The sequence below is a fragment of the Burkholderia sp. Bp9142 genome (genome assembly GCF_003853415.1).
In the GTDB taxonomy this organism is placed as follows: Bacteria; Pseudomonadota; Gammaproteobacteria; order Burkholderiales; family Burkholderiaceae; genus Burkholderia.
In genome coordinates this window covers 105,108-122,474 of sequence record NZ_QTPP01000023.1, presented here as the reverse complement: position 1 = coordinate 122,474, position 17,367 = coordinate 105,108, and the positions used below count along the sequence as shown (strand labels likewise).

General features: G+C 56.9%; 11 protein-coding genes. 6 read left to right on the top strand and 5 right to left on the bottom strand.

Going from position 1 to position 17,367, the window contains the following annotated elements:
- The first annotated feature begins 393 nt into the window (after positions 1-393).
- The 5 genes from DIE22_RS24015 to DIE22_RS23995 all read left to right on the top strand — a co-directional run bounded on the left by DIE22_RS24015 (position 394) and on the right by DIE22_RS23995 (position 7,579).
- On the top strand, positions 394-774 hold the full coding sequence (locus tag DIE22_RS24015; protein ID WP_124606233.1) for a hypothetical protein: 381 nt from the start codon (positions 394-396) through the stop codon (positions 772-774).
- Positions 771-3,266 carry an Hsp70 family protein gene (locus tag DIE22_RS24010; RefSeq protein ID WP_124606232.1) on the top strand — a complete coding sequence of 832 codons (2,496 nt, stop codon included), beginning with the start codon at positions 771-773 and terminating at the stop codon, positions 3,264-3,266. The genes DIE22_RS24015 and DIE22_RS24010 overlap by 4 nt, the downstream gene beginning before the upstream one ends.
- A gap of 329 nt (positions 3,267-3,595) precedes the next feature.
- Complete coding sequence (locus DIE22_RS24005) at positions 3,596-4,729, top strand: ATP-binding protein (RefSeq protein ID WP_260426748.1); 1,134 nt, start codon at positions 3,596-3,598, stop codon at positions 4,727-4,729.
- Between the two features lie 222 nt (positions 4,730-4,951).
- Entirely contained in the window at positions 4,952-6,604 is a 1,653-nt protein-coding gene (locus DIE22_RS24000; protein ID WP_124606230.1) for a hypothetical protein, read from the top strand.
- 6 nt (positions 6,605-6,610) lie between these two features.
- Positions 6,611-7,579, top strand: a complete 969-nt coding sequence (locus DIE22_RS23995) for a lysozyme inhibitor LprI family protein (RefSeq protein ID WP_124606229.1) — start codon at positions 6,611-6,613, stop codon at positions 7,577-7,579.
- Between the two features lie 28 nt (positions 7,580-7,607).
- Here the strand turns inward: DIE22_RS23995 and DIE22_RS23990 are convergent, their stop codons facing one another.
- From DIE22_RS23990 to DIE22_RS23975, 4 genes are all read right to left on the bottom strand, one after another.
- Positions 7,608-8,069 carry a hypothetical protein gene (locus DIE22_RS23990; protein WP_124606228.1) on the bottom strand — a complete coding sequence of 154 codons (462 nt, stop codon included), beginning with the start codon at positions 8,067-8,069 and terminating at the stop codon, positions 7,608-7,610.
- Positions 8,070-8,228: 159 nt separating this feature from the next.
- A complete protein-coding gene (locus DIE22_RS23985; RefSeq protein WP_124606227.1) occupies positions 8,229-10,472 on the bottom strand; it encodes a DEAD/DEAH box helicase in 2,244 nt (747 codons plus the stop codon).
- Positions 10,444-11,742: an ATP-binding protein gene (locus tag DIE22_RS23980; protein ID WP_124606226.1), complete on the bottom strand. Its 1,299-nt coding sequence runs from the start codon at positions 11,740-11,742 to the stop codon at positions 10,444-10,446. The genes DIE22_RS23985 and DIE22_RS23980 overlap by 29 nt, the downstream gene beginning before the upstream one ends.
- Complete coding sequence (locus DIE22_RS23975; RefSeq protein ID WP_124606225.1) at positions 11,739-14,141, bottom strand: TerB N-terminal domain-containing protein; 2,403 nt, start codon at positions 14,139-14,141, stop codon at positions 11,739-11,741. Before DIE22_RS23975 ends, DIE22_RS23980 begins: the two co-directional genes overlap by 4 nt.
- A 737-nt stretch (positions 14,142-14,878) precedes the next feature.
- Here DIE22_RS23975 and DIE22_RS23970 point away from each other — a divergent pair.
- Positions 14,879-15,820 (top strand): LysR family transcriptional regulator, encoded by a 942-nt coding sequence (locus DIE22_RS23970; protein ID WP_124501142.1) that lies wholly within the window; start codon positions 14,879-14,881, stop codon positions 15,818-15,820.
- Between the two features lie 963 nt (positions 15,821-16,783).
- Here the strand turns inward: DIE22_RS23970 and DIE22_RS23960 are convergent.
- Complete coding sequence (locus DIE22_RS23960) at positions 16,784-17,323, bottom strand: SRPBCC domain-containing protein (protein WP_221622405.1); 540 nt, start codon at positions 17,321-17,323, stop codon at positions 16,784-16,786.
- Positions 17,324-17,367: the final 44 nt, after the last annotated feature.

The window sequence follows — 17,367 nt, the reverse complement described above, 5'->3', positions numbered from 1 at the left end:
GGGTCAAAGCTCAGCAGACCAAGGATGCCGCTGCATAACTCGGGACCGTTGGAAGGCGAAAAACCGAGGGAAGCTCGGTTCGCCTGGCTGCCCATCGGCAGTGAGTGGCCGCACAAGACACTAGACTTCGATGCGCCGGCTGACCACTGCGCCTCAACCTCACAACAACCCCCTCCTCTTTTCATCTCAGCAGCTGGAAATAGTGAAGCCGCAGACGAGGCCTTCGATCTCTGCTTTCGTATTTACCCTTGTCACATACGATTCTTCAAAATGATCTGCTAGAGTCAAAGGCGAAGAACAGAAGCTGGTTGAACTCGCTTACAGAGCAACGAAAAAAGCGAATGGCCAAGCCGAATCCTGTTCATTCCGCTGTCAACGGCGGTCGGGGGAAGCATGGAAGAAGCGTGCGGTGTTGCGGGCGACCATCCCGCGAAAGAGGCGTTGATAGACGTTTCCATAGAGGCGTGGCGCTTTGCCCGCGTATTCGGTCGGTTGCTTGGAAAGCTCGAAGTAAGCGAGACCCCACGCTACGCCAACCAATCCCGCTATTTCCTCAAGAAGATCGATGATGGTCTCAACGCGTGCGGCCTGCGCATTGTCACCCTTGAGGGGCAACCCTACGATCCGGGCATGGCAGTCTCCGCCTTGAACATTGCCGACTTCGGCCCCAACGATTTCTTGGTCGTCGACCAGATGGTCGAACCCGTTGTCATGGGTCCCGATGGCCTAGTGCGCAGCGGAACTGTAATGCTTGTGAAGGCGGGGCGTCCATGAAGAATTACATCGGGATCGACCTCGGAACGACCAACAGCGCGATCTGCGCCTATGATGGCGAGAGCCTGCGCCTATTCAAGAGCCCTGACCAGAATGACGTCACGCCGTCGGCCATCTTCATCGACAAGCGCAACAACAAATATGTAGGCAAGCGCGCCTACGATAACGCAGCGCGCAATCCAGAGAATGCGGCCACGTTGTTCAAACGGTTGATGGGCACTAGCACACCGATTCGCTTGCCTGCGATCGACGTGACCATGACACCGGAGGAGTGCTCTGCCGAAATTCTGCGTGTGCTCTTCGGTTACCTGCCTGAAGAAACTCGCAACAAACCTGACACCGGAACCGTAATTACCGTTCCCGCTGCATTCAACCAGATGCAAAAGGAAGCGACAATGGCCGCGGCGGAAATGGCCGGACTGGGAAAGGTCGCCCTAATGCAAGAGCCGGTCGCCGCGGTCATGAGCGTTATGCGTCACCGCACAGGTGATGGAATGTTCTTGGTCTACGACCTAGGCGGCGGGACACTGGACATTGCCATTGCCGAGAGCATCAGTGGGCGAGTCAGTCTGCTTTCCCACAGTGGTATTGCCATGTGTGGCGGCAGAGACTTCGACCGACTTCTTCTCGACAACGTCGTGAAGCCCTGGCTTCTGGAGCACTTCGATTTACCAGAAGACTTCTCAACCGACGCGCGCTACACGACCCTGCGCTACATGGCCACCTGGGCGGCTGAGAAGGCAAAGATCGAATTGTCCTCGAGCGATGAGGCGGTGGTAACACTCGACGACAGCGAACTGCGAGTGCGCGACGCATCCGGGAACGACATCTACCTTGACATAGCCGTGACCCGGCATCGGTTCGACGAATTAATTACAGGAAAGGTTGACGAATCCGTCGACGCGGCACGTGAAGCAATGGACAAGGCAGGATTGAGTCCCCACGATATTGGGCGCGTTGTATTCGTAGGAGGCCCGACTCAGTACAAGCCGCTTCGAGATAAGGTCGCCTTCGAACTTGGCATCGCGGCGTCCACCGACGTCAACCCGATGACAGCCGTGGCCGAGGGTGCATCTGTGTTCGCGGAATCCATCGACTGGGCTAGCCAAAACCGAGGCCGCAAAAGCGGGCGAGGCGCTCTGGCAGCTGGAGGTGAGCTAGATCTGGCCTTTAACTATCAGGCACGCACGCCAGACTCAAAGGCCAAGGTGATTGCCAAGCTCGGCGGCAAGGCCGCGGACAGCACCGCCTTCCAAATTGATAGCCTCGATACCGGATGGTCTTCCGGCCGCATCGCCCTCAAAGACGGGGCAACGGTCGAGATTCCATTGGCCAAACCTGGTGAGAATCTGTTTAAGGTGTTCGTATTTGACGCTGCGGGCGGACCTGTGCGGATGAGCGAGGACAAGATCACCATCTCGCGCACTGCAACGCAGATCGACGCAATCCCGGCCTCTCATTCAATTGGCATGGAGGCGCGAGAGAAGATCGGCGGGCGTCTCGTCCTCGACTATTTGGTCCAGGAAGGCGACCAACTGCCGATAAGCGGCAAGAAGACCTTCAAAGCTGACGAGTCCCTGCGCGCCGGTGCCGCAGGCTCAATCAAATTCAAATTATGGGAAGGCTCAATTGAGGATCCTGTTTCGGACAATCGGTTCATCGGCATGTTCGAGATCAAGGGCTCGGACTTCGCCACTGGCGTAATCGCCAAGGGCGCGGAACTACAATGTGAATACGAGGTGCTCGACTCGGGCAACATCGTTCTCGAGGTCACGGTGCCTTCCATCGGCGGCTCGTTCCACAGCGGCCGGAATTTCTATTCGCGACAGGAAGGGCAAATCGACTACACCAAGGCGGCCAAGCGCATCGGCGAAGAGTCTGAGCGCGTCGGAAGCCGGCTCCACGAGATCGCCCACCAAGTTGACGATTCACGCCTCAACTTGGCACGCGAGCGGCTGGAACGGGCGGCAACAATAGAGGGTTGCGAACACGATCCCGAAACCGCAAAACAAGCGATGGACGACATCCAGGAGGCGAAGAAGCTACTGGCCAAGGCGCGAAAGGATCACCTCAAAGTCATCCGGCGGATGGAGCTCGACAAGGCGGTCGAATTCTTCGACTCGCGTATCCGGCAGTTTGCACGGCTTGCGGAATCTGGATCTTTTGACAACCTCGCCAAGACGGCGCAGCGCGCGATCGACAATAATAGCGGCGATTTCGAGTCACACCTTGATGAAATGCGCGGAAGGTTCTTTTCGATCCTCTGGCGCCAGGACTGGTTCATCATCGACCGCTTCAAATGGCTCTCCGAAGACACATTTCTGTTTCCTAACACCACCGAGCACGAGGAACTCTGCCGGGTCGGACGACAAGCCCTGCAAGCTAGTGACATCGACAAGTTACGTCAGGTGGTAGGCCACCTCGACTCGATACGCGTCGGCACGTCCAGAGAGGACGACATGGTCGCTGGGTCGAACATCCTAGTGGGCTGATCGTGGCGCTCGAAAGCTGGCTGCCAATTGGATATGAACTGCCGGACGGGGCTCGCTGCGGGCGGCCGAGGTACACCGATTTCAACTGGCAAATCGTAGAGACTCAGGGTGCCGGATACGCCCTGATCGCGAGAGAATACCTATTTGCCAAGTGGGCAGCCTCGGGACTGGCTGATGTCGGCGACCTCCACCGTTTCATGTTCGGGTCCGAAATCTACCGCGAGGTTTCTTGCGGCCCGAGCCAAATGCTCGCGCCCCTGTCCGACTGCCGCTCGCCTGCGAATAAGAGCGAGGCGCTAGCGTTCGCAACGGCCCTGAGAGAAACGCACATGATCGATGCAGACAGTCCGCTTCAGGACGCTATCTACGTCGAAAAGTTCAGCCGACTACTGCCCACTTACGGGATCACTTCGCACACGGACGACGACACGGTGCTCGGCTACTGGCTGACGGGCGGTGCCCGCGTCTCCACCAAATCGGTTCGACGCTTACAGCAGATGCTCACGTGGTTGGGAACCACACACCTGTACGAAATTATCCTGACGGCGGGGCTCGATGCCACCGACGACCCAAACGCCGAAGCGGCCGACGATTCTCGCGCTCTGGATTTGGACGAGCGCGGCACGACGTTTCTGCACCAGGCGGACGCCCACGGGGGCGACTTGAAGCGACGGGCGACGATCGACTCGGGCAAGCCGCTCTCGCTTCCTGGGCGCGTGGAGTTGGAGGCATTTTTCAGCGAACACATAGTCGACATCGTCCGACACAAGGAGCGCTATCAGGAGCTTGGCATCGGATTCCCTTCGGCGACCGTCCTATACGGGCCGCCCGGATGCGGGAAGACCTTCGCGGTCGAACAGCTAGTCGAGTTTCTCGGGTGGCCGTGCTTCCAGATCGACGCTTCAACAGTCGCGAGCCCGTTCATCCACGAAACCAGCCGCAAGGTTTCCGAAATGTTTGAGAAAGCAATGCGGAGCGCACCGTCGGTGCTGGTGATTGACGAAATGGAGGCATTCTTGGCCGACCGGGAGACTGGCGCGGGAAGCCACCACCGAGTCGAAGAAGTTGCCGAATTCCTGCGGCGAATCCCAGAGGCTGCCAAAAACGAGGTCCTCATCATTGCGATGACCAATCGCGTGGAGATGATCGACCCCGCAATTATGCGTCGTGGCCGTTTCGACCATGTCATCGCGGTTAGCTATCCAGACGAGACAGAAGTAGCGGCGTTACTCACCAAGTTGTTGGCAAATCTACCGAAGGACCGAACAGTTGATCCGGTGCCGTTGGCCCAAAAGCTCGCCGGGCGGCCACTCTCAGACGTTGCGTTCGTGGTTCGCGAAGGTGCGCGGCTTTCCGCCCGCGCCGGCGCCAGTCGTCTCGGGCAAGAGTCCCTTCTCGCAGCACTTGAGTCTGCACCGTCCCGGACTGAACTGGGCTCCGGTCGACGCATCGGGTTTGTCTGACGGGAAGGTGCCTTCTCGAACGCTGCGGAGAAATATCGCAAAGGCCAAAAAGTCCTCCTCGATCGACGTCTGTCCAAACTAGACCTCGGGAGACGCAAGTCGTAAGCGACCTAGTTCAGAAGTCGAGCGAAAGACCGATAAGTTCAGTGCAATGGCCAGCATCTGCAATACGCGCCGTGGTGAATCCTAATTCGAACCACGGTGCAACAAGGCGAGATCGAAATGAGTAAGAACACGACCGACACGGCCCTGCATCGAAACCCCTTTTGCGTCCTCGGCGTCACCACACGTGACGACCGCCGAAAAATAGTCGCAATGGCTGAAGATCGGTCCCTACATCTCGACAGTGACGTCTGCCAAAAAGCGCGCTCCGCACTCACCAATCCTAGGACGAGGCTTTCGGCCGAGATGGCGTGGATGCCAGGAGTCGCGCCGCGAATCGTCGAGAACTTGATGCAAAGCCTCTCCGACAATCCACAAGCCATTCGGTCCGAACAAGGGCTGCCTGGCCTGGCGAGAGCGAACCTGATGGCAACCGCCTGCGAACTCTTCGCCGACGACGAATCGGTGTTGCCCTTGGCCAGATTCATTCGCGACTTCGCCGAGGTGGTTGAAACCATCGATCTTGAGGAGGTCCTGCGTGATGTCAACGAGGATCGCAGCATCTCCGGGTTTCCGGAGGTGCAAGCCGCCGAATTGGTCGAGGAAGAATTATCTGAACGTCGCAAGGCCTACCGATCGGCCCTCAGGAACTTACTGGACACGATGGAGCCGACCAAGCTGATCGAAACCTTGTCGACGGCGGTGAACCTCGCCACCGACAAGGGAAACACGCACGGCCCCACTCTACTCGACGACTTAGTTGACAGCTACGAGGTTGAGGCGCAGGGACTCTTGCAAAAAGAGGCAGAAACCCTGTTTATCGTCATCGAAAGTGCACGTCAGGCTGCGCCGCGCGGTGCACAAGCGGTCGACGTAGTTCTCGATGGGCTCGAGAAGATTGCGCGCAACTGGTATCGATTCACGAAGCCGATCCAGACTAGCGCGAAATCCCGCGGTATCGTTCATCAACCGAGCCAGGATCTCGCGTATGCGCTGAGAGGCGTTGGGGTCATGCTAAATAACGAACACAGTATGCTTGACCAAGCCGACCGGATAACTCGACTACTACGCGAGCTCTTTGCAGAACTGCCCGAGGTTGCAGAGAGAGCTCAGGAAGACTCCGAAGTGATTCGGGGGCTGCGGTTGCAGGCGGAGGAACGCGACCGAGATAACGAGCAGTGGGCGCGCGACATTACCTTCTGCGCAGAGGTTGGTCTAATTTTCAAAGACGAGTTGGCGATCTCACCGCAAGGCATACGCTGCAACGGGCGCTCTATTCCACTCAACTCGATTACGCGAGTGCGCTGGGGGGGAGTGCGTCGATCAGTAAACGGAGTTCCTACTGGAACAGACTACACAATTGCCATCGGCAACAACGATTCCGAACAGGTCGTCAAACTACGTAAGGAAGCAACCTACTCGGGGTTTGTCGCCGCGCTTTGGCGTGCCGTCTGCGTCCGCCTTGCCCTAGAGATGATCGCCGCTCTCGAAAAGGGTCAATCATTTTCCTTTGGGGATTTCGTAGTCGAGGACGACGCTGTGACTTTGGTTCACCATAAATTCTTTGGATCGAACGAACGGGTTCGCCTTAACTGGCACGAGGTCCGTGTTTGGAGTGCGGATGGTCGATTTTATATTGGCACCCCCGACCGGAAAGGGGCCTATGGATCAGCGTCTTACGTCCACGTCTGTAACACGCACATTATTGAGCACATCATTCGTGGAGGATTCGAAAAAGGCATTCATAAATTAAGTGACTACGTTAGGGGATGATCTGCCATGGCGAATGAAAAAAGTAAGAAGGGATTCGCAGGGCTCGAATCGATGGCCTCAGATGTCACGACTCTCCCAATCCCCCCTACTAGTCCGCCCTCACCGGAACGAAGCGATACTCTACAAGCCGGCGAGTCAGCACCCATCTATGCAGGAGCACTGCAGCCCACTTCCGGACCCAATGGTTCTGCGAAATGGTGGGCTATCGGAATCGGTTTACTAGTGCTGTTCGCATTGCTTCTGAATTCTCATACTCCATCTCAGTCGCCTCCAGTGCAGGGCATCGAAGCCAACCAAACATCATCAAGTGGTTTCGAAACTCCGAATTCATCTCTTTCCGCTACGTCAGAGCAGACAATCGCTTCCAACGAAGAAAACGTTCCGCCTGCCGGTAAAGGACTAATACTCGACCGCTCACAGATTCGCTATTGTCTTTCACAGAAGATACGGCTGGAAGCGTGGGATGGGCAAGTAATCCAAACTTCGGAGATATCCGTGAACGCGTTCAACGTGGCAATAGCGGACTACAATTCCCGATGTTCAAATTTTCGCTATTACGTCAGCGAATTCGAGCGTGTCCGCGCCGAAGTCGAGGTAAACCGCGCGGCCCTGACACAGCAGGGCTTTTCCAAGGCTGCTGCGGCAAATCAATACGATGCCAATTTGCAAAACGCACCGGCAATCAAAACTAGCTTTGACTGCGCGAAAGCCCGCTCGGATGCGGAGCATCTAATTTGCAGCGATGCTCAACTAGCGGCGGAAGATGTCGAGCTCGCAAGCCTCTTTGCCCATGCCAAGGCGGTGGTTCGGGACCGGGTCGCATTCAGGGAGCACGCGAGGCAGCAATGGAACTATCGCGAGCGCAACTGTCACGACCGGCTTTGCCTAGGTCAATGGTATGCAGGTCAGCGGCAGTGGCTGACGACAGTCGTAGAAAGTCAGGGAATGATGAATGCACCCGGTGAAAATGATTGATGTTGCACGAACTCGATAGAACAGTCGCTTAGCTACACCGAACCTTTAACGTTCCTGTTGCCTCTGGCGACTCTACACGATAGCCGGCATGACTGAGGACTAGCGCGCACAAGGAGAGAAAGTCCTCCACCGACAGATCATTCTTCGCGTCGTTCGTCCGCCACGCACAGATTTTGAAAGAAGCCTCATTGGCTGAAGCCTCGACGTGGTCCACCGTGGGCAGCAGCGCGAAACCAGCCTTGTAGTGGTGCCCGCCCTCTTGCGAATCGGCATTGACATAGGTCGAGATGAGATGCCAGTCAAGCGACTTGCCTGTGTAGGCGTCCAAGCCACCGCTCGCGACAACGGCCGCGTGGATCGCATCTCTGTATTGCGCGCCCGTCGCGAGCATGCCGCGCTTGCGATCTCGTACGACATGTGCCCGCGCTTTTCGCAGCAGCCAACGCGCGTAGACCTCCTCGGAGACCACCCCTTCGAGAAATGGCGGCATCGACCGCTTTCGTGTCATCGTTGTTGTCCTCTTGCGCCCGTGGTTCGTGGCAAAAAATCGGAGCCGTGCACCGGCAGGCTCCGAAGGAAGAAATGATCGAGTGGGCGGTCACGAAATATCCGCCCCCTGGCATTTCTGCCGCTTCGTGCCTGTCTTCGCTTACTCGCCATCGCAACAAGCACTTCCGAGCTCACTGGCGAAAGCCAACGCGCCATCAATATCCAGATGTGTCGACGCGAACGCACGCCGCCTCACTTTTTCAGGTAGCGCCCAATCCCATTTCTCTTGCTCGAGATTTTCAATTTTCCCGAGCGAATCCAGGGCTGTCGTCGCATCCCATTCACCGATCTCCCCAAAGACGTTGACTAGACGGTCAACGTTTCCGTTGGTAACGCTGACCACCACACCACCGTTGAAGGCATCGATTTTGTGGGCCTTGAGCAGCAAGACGAGTGTGTCGTTAATCCAGTCACCGCGCCAAGTAGCGATGTGCACTGCCGCTCCTTCCGGTATGAACGTGGCGGAAGCCAACGAGGCATCAGCATAGTAGCGACGTGCCTCTTGCAGCAGTTCACGACCTCGTGCGTCCAGAGTGAGTTCCGCCTGGTCACTTGCAAGAACGCGCCGCATTTCGCGCCGAACTTCGTCGTGAACCATTGCACCGTAGCCGTCAAATTGTGGCGGCGCACCACCGTGGTCAGGCAGCACATAGATGGTCTTGTTTTCCTGATCTACTTCCTGGACGCGCCAGCGCCGCCCAGCAAAAATCAGCCCCTGTCCGATTGTCAGTGGATGTGCAACTGGCAGGCTCCCGAGCTGGCGCCCTTTGGCAATCAGTCGGAACTCCTCGTCAGTCGCAAACGCGGAATAGAACTCATAGTGGTTGACCAACTTCTCGCCCGCCTCGCCGTGCAGCAGCAGGCCGTTCGACGACTGCACAATGAAGTCGAGCTTGCCAAGATGAAGCAGAATCTCCGTGAATGTCTGCTTATCGATCGCGTCGAACGTGCCGCTCGCAATCAGGCTGCTCCATAGATATCCTGCAGTGCATCCTCCGCGTTCAGCGATGATTGAAAGAATCTGTTGTACGAGAGTCGATGCATGGAGGCCGCCGATTCGTGGTGGCTCGAACCATTTCCGCATCAGCAGATGCACCATAGCGACCGACTGAACCAGACCTTCGCGTATCCTGTCCGAAAAGTCGGACTGCGGTGTTAGATCAGACTCTATACAGTAGCCACGGAGGATGGATGGTTCTCCTTTGCGGCGGCCGGATCGACCTAGACGCTGACGCAGGCTCGCCACCGAGGGCGGTGCCCCAATCTGCGCAATACTCTTCACTGAGCCAATATCGATTCCGAGTTCAAGTGTAGTCGTGCAAATGGCGCTAGCCGGTCTTGCACCTTCCTTCAAAGCTCGCTCGGTGTCCTCTCGTAGTTCCTTCGAAAGGCTTCCGTGGTGAGGCCAGAATTCGTTGGGATACGCGTCGCGCTCGCACGCGCGGCGCAAAAGATCCGCGTACGTTTCCACCTGTCTGCGGCTGTTCGGAAATATGAGATTGTTAGAGCCGCGCAACGACGCATAAAGCTGATTCGCAACGTCAACGGTACTTCCTGGGAGCGCATCCTCAAGCTCCGGACTTTCAAGATCAGGTTCGCGCTCTACGCGTGGCGGTCGATGCACGAAGCCCTTGATTAGGACCTTCAGCTCCTGAGTGGTACTTTTTGACTCAATGATGCCAATCGTCGACTCGCCACCCGGACGCAAGAACCGCGCGGCGAGCTGCATGTCCCCGAGGGTCGCCGATAGGCCGACACGTGGCACTGTATGACCACATGCACGTTCAACGCGATACATCAAGGACTGAAGCTGCTTTCCTCGCTCGGAGCCGATAAAAGCGTGCAATTCGTCGACAACGATGTAGCGCAGAGAAGCGAATGTCGCCTCCATGGACGACCCGCGGTTGACGAACATCGCTTCTAGGGATTCGGGTGTTATCAGAAGAACGCCCGTCGGATTCCTGAAAAATCGCTGCTTCTTACTGCTGGAAACATCACCGTGCCATCCGACAACGGAAATCTCTAGCTCCTCGCAAAGGCTATCCAGCCGAGACCACTGGTCGTTGATGAGAGCCTTAAGGGGACTAACGTAAAGAACTGATCCACTGCACGGAGACTCGCGCAGCAGGTTTGACAAGATCGGAAGAAATGCCGCTTCAGTCTTCCCAGCCGCTGTTTGGGCCGCAATGATGATGTCTCGGTCGGCATTGATTAGCGCAGGCACCGCACGCTCCTGCGCGTCGCGCAACTCAGTCCACCCTTCTCTCCAGATCCACCGGCGAATCCTTTCGTCGAGAAGGTCAAAGCTCCTCGAATCAGCCGAGGCGGAAGCTGGCGAATTCATCGTCACCCTCGGTCGCCACGTCACTCATGCCCCCGGTGTCTTTCTCGACTTCGAGCGCTCCGATCAGTTGCTGCCATTCAGCTGTTGGATTCTGTTCGAGTACGGCCAAGAGATTGATGAAGGCGGTAATCGTAGTTCGTGGCGTGCGAAAATATTGGTCGCCGAGACGCATCGCGCAATGAGCCATGAAAGCGGGAATAGCTTCGGCCGGCAGTTGCGCCTTTGCCTCGTCGCCGAAAGCATGCACGAGGCGAATCTTGTCCAGCAGAACATAGAAGTCTTCCGGCGTAAGACTGGCAAGCCGGATGACGGGGCCCGTGTAATCGACAAGCCCGCTCGTGGCGAACGTATTTTCTGCGAGTCGCGACTGGAGAGCCGTATAGCTGTAAAGCCCGCGTTTCGTGTCCAATAAAAATTCAGGCGTTCCGCCGAGGACGAATCCGAGCCCTTCAGCAGAACCCTGAAGAGAGTCGTTCAGGATCCGCAGGATTTGTTCGTAGTTCGCGTTACGAGCCTGGACGTTCGCGAGCTTGTAAAGATTGACCAATTCATCGAGGCACACCAGCAGTCCGCTGTACCCTGCAAGTCTTACGAAACGTGCCATTAGCTTAAGCTGGTCATAGATCGACGCATCATCAATGATAGTGCGTACACCCAGCGCCGCGCGTGCATCCGTCTTCGTAGTGAACTCACCCCTCAACCAACGAACGGCATCACCCTTGAGCTGCTCATTGCCCTCTTCAAACCCACGGCAATATGCGGCGATGACGTCGGCGAAATCATATCCGTTGACCAGCTCGGTCAACTGGTTGAGTTGGGCCCGAATAACCTCTTCGCTCGCTCGACCCGCAGCCTTCGCTTCAGTTTTGGCCTGGCCGATGAATTTCTCGACGATGGCCGCCATGGCACCGCCATCAGCTTTCGTACGTGTCGAGATATTCTTCGCCAGTTCAGCGTACAACGAGCGCGCCTGTCCGCCCGACGCGTGTAAGCGGCGGTCGGGATTCAGGTCGGCGTGGACCGTGACAAGTTTCTTCTCCAGGGCAATAGCTCGCACGAGATTCAGGAAAAACGTCTTGCCCGCGCCGTACTCACCGATCACCACGCGGAAACTCGACCCACCGTCGGCGACTCGCGCAATATCCTGGATCAGCGCGTCGAGTTCTTTGTGGCGCCCCACCTGGATAAGATGTTGTCCGATTCGCGGAACAACGCCCGCGCGGAGTGACTGAAGAACCGCATCGCGGTCCTTGGGACGAATTGTTGTCATGCTGCTAACCGTTGTGCAAGTTCCTGATTGATTTCGATTGGGTCCTCCCCGTCAATGAGCGGTTCGTCCCAGTGATCAAGCGCAGCCTCATTGACCTGTTCAATGGCGCCATCTAGCATCATGTCAAGGTCAGAAGCAGCATCGACCAACTCCGCGCGCGTCCATTTCGGCCTCGTCAGCAGCAGCCGGAGGAGCGCTGAGTGAGCATCATCCATCCCGAGCAAGCTAAAGGATTCTGGCTTCGTTGCCAGGGTGGCAGCTGGCTCTGAAACTGGCTGGATGCCTGACTCCTCGTCGGCAAACACGTCGGCCAACATTGCGGAAACCTTTGCGGTTTCCTTTTGAAGCGCTTCGATTCGAGCCGGATCAAGTGCGAAGCCCGGCTGCGACGGCACAAGCTTCAACGGGGATGCGTTGGTATGCGCTTGCGGCGAGATCGGAGAACCAACAACGGCATTACCGTGGAGATCCCCATATAACTGCTGCGGGTCAAGTCCGAGCGCCTGGTAAACCTTTTCAAGCAGCTTGACCTCTGCCGGTGACACGACACCGTCCGAGTTTGCCGTCTGGACCAGCAGCACTGCAAGGGAATGCTTCTCATCCACCGACAATGGTTCTAGCCGCTTTTTGAGGCTTGCCAAGGTCGATGGTTGTGCGATCTGCACCTGCACACGTGCCTTGAGCCGATCCTGCTGACGTGGTGCCATCTGCGACCACGAATCAATCTGTCGATAGATGAGCGCAATTTCAGGTTCTGTTGCCGCTCCATCAGCCATCGCGATCGAGGCAGCCATGTCCACCATCAGTGCCAGCGTGAGATATGTCTCATCCGCTAGATTTGATGAATTGCTGGGTGGCGTCGCGTACAGCGCGACAGAATCCGTGTTCTTCGGGGTGCGCCCCGAAATTCTCACGTCCGGCTCCATTGCAACACCAGCTTCTCCAAGCACACGGGCAAGGACAGATAGTTTGTCGCGCGTGAGATTTCCTATTGCCTTGAATCGCTCGAACAGGCTTCCGAAAGTTGTCACGACGATACCACTAGCGACTGTCGTGACGAGCGTATCGAGTTCGCGCCGCGCGCTATCCTGCCAAAGCTCAACCGGGAGCAAAAGCGCGCTTTCCAACGCGCCTTCGGCATCAGGATTCCGTCCCAAAAATCTGCTGTAAGCGTCCAGGGCATCGGTGCACTCGTACACCAGTTCCTGTAGCTTGTTTCTCGGGCCGGTCACGGCTGTAAGATCGGGCAACGAGGTAATGTAGTCCGGATACACAATTTCGCGGAGCGCGTAGAACGACGTGTACCCAGGTGCACGAAGCTTCGTTTTGTTTATGGGAAGTCTCATCCCGTCGCGATACTTTTCGGCATACTTCCGCTCGAACAACTGACGAAATTCACGGGCACAACGGGTCACCGGCGTACGCTTATTGACCGCACCGTCACCCAACACCCACGCGAGCGCCCATTCGATGGGAACGGGTACCTTGTCCATCGATGCCTGGCCGAAAGCTACGCGTATGCTAAGTGGCACTTCGAATGTGTTGCTGATCGGGCCTGGCTTCTGCTCATATTGCCGCCGAGGATGCACCGAATGTACCGAGATGAACTCAAGCAGATTGTCGATAGCGCTCGTGGAAAGCGTGTTCGAATATACAGTTTTCAGACGCTGCAACTCAGTCGCGATAGCGTCGAACTCCTCCTTTTCGACGTGCCCCTGCATTCCGTCCACGAGAACACGACGTTCGAGCCCGTAGAGGTAGAACTGTACGAAGCTTCGATGCAACTGCGGATCTGACCGGTCGGATGCCAGCCACTGAATATATGTTCGTCGATGTGCTGCAGAAAACGAGTTGTAGCTCAGCCAGTAGTCTTCGGGACCAACTGAGCTTTCGCTCCCTTTCGCTGCCACGTTCGAATTCGGAACAACGGCGCACGCATCGAGGCCCTGGTACGCCTCACCCCGTCGTGGTGTGCCGAAAAAGAACATGCCGCCGATAATAGTCGTCCCAGCGATATCCACCGCCTCACCTTGATTGACCCAGCGGACTTTCGGCGACGTCTCGAAGTTCGGGGGCGCGATCCGATAGGACGATTTGGTTGAATCGGACGACAGTGTTACTGTCAAAAATTCTTCATCCTGCTCCGATGGGGTCCCCGGTGCAGATTTCGGCACGGCCTCCGCTGATGTTGTAGGCTGCGGCTCCGTCGAGCTTGGGCTCATGGATTTCGTTATTGTTGGCGGCGGCTTCTTTTTCGTCAGGGTGGAAACGATTACACAGATAAGGGAGAATACAAAGGCGATCGTCCAGTTCCCCTTCGGGGCCGCAACAATAGCAATCAACAGGGCCACGACAAGCACGCCCACCCCGGCACCCGATTTTTTTGCCTTGTGGCTCATGGTTTTGGTCTCTCTCGCTTCTTCGAACTCAGCTCCCGTCCGGTCGAGCGGTTCGTTTGGACGATTATATTACGTTGGAATATTCGTCCTCGGAAATTGCGCTCGAAATCATGCCGCGCCTTCCCTTCGAAGTCCCTTTCCGTGGTGAGTAGTTCTGCACACCCTAGAGCGGGGAAAGGCACAAGGGGAGTCGACGCGACGTCCACGCGACGGCTAGTGGAATCGCCTTGATATCGAGCATCGGCTGGCAGATTTTGGCAATCTTAACGGGCACTCTGCTAATGCCGCGAGCTGCCGCTACTAGGCAAAATTCGGCATAGCGTCGACATGATCACGCGATAGGAAATGTTCTCGCACGCTGTTGCAGTTGCGTGCTCAAGCAAAGTGTGGACTGTTGGCTGCATCAGGCCGGCGCTTCCGGATTCCAGCGCCCCGCCCAAGCAATCGGGGGCACATTCGCCTGACGGGGAACTGGCACGCTTGCCGAACTTGAGACTCCCTATAGTTACTTCAGACTTTCCGGCGTCAGTGTTAATTATGTAAAGTGAAAAATATGCCCGCGCCCGTGCCTTCCGCTTTCGACCATGCAAATGGCATTGCCGAAACAATTGTCATGGCTGGCCCAATCACTGGCGCCTGCGCTAGCGCCCCCCTATCACGACTCAAGCTTACATGCGGACAAAGATCGAGACGCGTACCGGAAAGCCACGTTAGTATTCGACTTTTTCCCGATAACTATGCGTGATATCAGGAATCTCGATCTCAATTTACTCAAGGCGCTGGACGCCTTGTTGGACGAGCGCAACGTGACGCGTGCTGCTGCCAGAATGGGGGTCACGCAGCCGGCAATGAGCGGGATGTTGACGCGCTTACGTGACACCTTTGGAGATCCACTGTTCGTCCGGGCTCAGCGCGGCATCACGCCCACGCAAAGGGCATTGGGACTATCAAAGGCTCTTAAGCAAGTCATGAACGAGGTCGGAGCTTTGCTGAGCCCTCCAGACTTCGACCCACAGACTGCGGAATTTACGCTGACGATCGCGGCAACTGATTACGCGCAAAGCGCGATCGCGGTCCCCTTCCTTTCAGCACTAAAAGAGCGTTCTCGACGTATCCGCGTTGCGCTAGTGCCGGTTGAAGGTGGCGACCTACAGACGCGACTCGAACGTGGCGAGGTAGACCTTGCTTTGATCACGCCGGAAATGACTCCACCCGATCTCCACGCGCGCCGGCTTTTTGAGGAACGATACGTCTGCGTGATGCGTACCGACCACCCGGCAACTCGATCCAGGCTGACACTCAACCGCTTCTGTGCGCTCGACCACGCGATTGTGTCCTACTACGGCGGGAGTTTCAGCGGCGTCACCGATGAGGCGCTTGCCAAGTGCGGCAGGCAGCGCCGCGTCAGCCTATCGGTAAAAAATTTCCTGGTTCTGCCGAACATCCTTCGCGCCAGCAATCTAGTCGCAGTCGCGCCCGAGCGCCTCGTCGCTAGCGAAGCTGGGCTGACGCTGCTAGAGCCGCCGTTGGAAATTCCGGGATTTACCAAACTCGCTGTTTGGCATGAACGTAGCCACCGCGACCCCGCACAAAAGTGGCTGCGCGAGCTGATGTTTGAGACGTGTCATGACGACACGACAAAGCCGTCGCGCAAACGAGCCACCAACAGGAACACTTGATGTACCTAGTCGGACCAGCATCTGCGTATCTGTTGATCACGAGCCGGCCTGCGCGTCGGTTCTGCCCGATTTGATGAGCGATCTTGATCTCACATCTACGGAGTGCTGCTATCGCGCGTAGCGGCGATCGTTGGAACCGCGCTCAACTCCTTAGCTCAAATTGCCGGAAATCTACAGGGGCGCAGCGCCCAAGCTGCGCTCCTCTCCGACTAAGAATAACGTTCACCGCGAGTCAAGACCACTAAGATATTCCGGCAGTCAAAAGACGTTGCGAAGTCCCACCGCAACGCCAGTCTGGTTGTCACGCCCCAGGAAGTCCGCCGTCGCCCCCGTCGCGCGCGTGCAGTCAACCGCGCCGTACACCGCTGTCCGCTTAGAAGGCGAGTATTCCGCAAGCAGAGCAGCAGAGTATCGAGTTCCGTGTCCGGACGTTGCACCGTAAAGAGTGGACATGCGGCGAACAGCCGAGGCGGGTCTCTTTCGATGAATGAGCATGTGCGCGTCAGGTCCAACTTGCGTGCGAGTTCGCCGCGCAACAAAATTCCGCTTGTCGGGGATGCGAGACATTACCGTTCCATCGCAGGAGGAATCGGGATCATACCGATTCTTTCCATGATCCGATGGTGCCAGTCGTATTAGAGGATCTGGTCACTGCTGTATTGCACACGGGGTGGGACACTCACTGCGTTCTATGAGAGATTGACAGAATCTGGTGACTCGGTTTGGCTTCACTTTGACGACGAGTCCGGTGGCGCGCTTCCGACTTGGTGCGTGAGCTGGCCGATCGCGATGCTGGAGCGACGCAGATCACCAAGACTACGTGTTGTCAGAAGAGGAACACCGCACCCAGTCATCGCTAACGATCTGTGTTTCTCGTGCTCGGACCCGCACCCGCACACTAGGGCAATAGCACGGTAGCTCAGCGCGCGGCAGCGCCCTTGCACGTTGCCGCGCGTGGAGCGCTTACGGCTTCCTTCCTTTCGCCTTGCGCGCCGCTGCAACGATGCCGTCGAGCCAGTCCTGATGACCGTTGATCATCGGGTTCGGCTTCGTGTCGCGCAACTGCAGTGCCGGCTTGCCCTTCTGCGTCTCCTGAGTCAGGATTCGTACGCGCTCGCCGTCAAGGTCTTCCACCAGCCATGCGTGGTGCACGTCTAGACGGACGTCGGAGCCTACGTCGCCGGCCCAACCATGCCATGCTATCCGGCCGGGCTGCCCAGCGGTGGGCGGTACATATTCGTTGCATTGAGCTTCAACAGGGAAGCCAAACGTTTCGAAGTAGAAGCGGTCACCGTCGGCTAGTTCCGGGCCCTTGCCGTCGTAGATGCGCACGTTAGCCGAATTCGTGTAATAGGTGGGCCACAGAGAAGGCGTGCTGAGCAAAGGCCAAACGTCAGCGGCGCAGAGGCCGCCAACAATGGTCTCGTTGGAGGCAAAGTTCTCGGTATGGCCTGGCACGTAGTCTTCAGGCCAGATAATGGCGTTCATTTTCAATGATGACATTCCTGATTCGATGTAGTGGTGAAATCATGACGTCGGCCAAGAAA

What these genes read in the sequence shown, in the direction of transcription:
- DIE22_RS24015 (WP_124606233.1), top strand. Translation starts at nt 394, where the DNA reads ATGGAAGAAGCGTGCGGTGTTGCGGGCGACCATCCCGCGAAAGAGGCG.
- DIE22_RS24010 (WP_124606232.1), top strand. Translation starts at nt 771, where the DNA reads ATGAAGAATTACATCGGGATCGACCTCGGAACGACCAACAGCGCGATC.
- DIE22_RS24005 (WP_260426748.1), top strand. Translation starts at nt 3,596, where the DNA reads ATGATCGATGCAGACAGTCCGCTTCAGGACGCTATCTACGTCGAAAAG.
- DIE22_RS24000 (WP_124606230.1), top strand. Translation starts at nt 4,952, where the DNA reads ATGAGTAAGAACACGACCGACACGGCCCTGCATCGAAACCCCTTTTGC.
- DIE22_RS23995 (WP_124606229.1), top strand. Translation starts at nt 6,611, where the DNA reads ATGGCGAATGAAAAAAGTAAGAAGGGATTCGCAGGGCTCGAATCGATG.
- DIE22_RS23990 (WP_124606228.1), bottom strand. Translation starts at nt 8,069, where the DNA reads ATGCCGCCATTTCTCGAAGGGGTGGTCTCCGAGGAGGTCTACGCGCGT.
- DIE22_RS23985 (WP_124606227.1), bottom strand. Translation starts at nt 10,472, where the DNA reads ATGAATTCGCCAGCTTCCGCCTCGGCTGATTCGAGGAGCTTTGACCTT.
- DIE22_RS23980 (WP_124606226.1), bottom strand. Translation starts at nt 11,742, where the DNA reads ATGACAACAATTCGTCCCAAGGACCGCGATGCGGTTCTTCAGTCACTC.
- DIE22_RS23975 (WP_124606225.1), bottom strand. Translation starts at nt 14,141, where the DNA reads ATGAGCCACAAGGCAAAAAAATCGGGTGCCGGGGTGGGCGTGCTTGTC.
- DIE22_RS23970 (WP_124501142.1), top strand. Translation starts at nt 14,879, where the DNA reads ATGCGTGATATCAGGAATCTCGATCTCAATTTACTCAAGGCGCTGGAC.
- DIE22_RS23960 (WP_221622405.1), bottom strand. Translation starts at nt 17,323, where the DNA reads ATGTCATCATTGAAAATGAACGCCATTATCTGGCCTGAAGACTACGTG.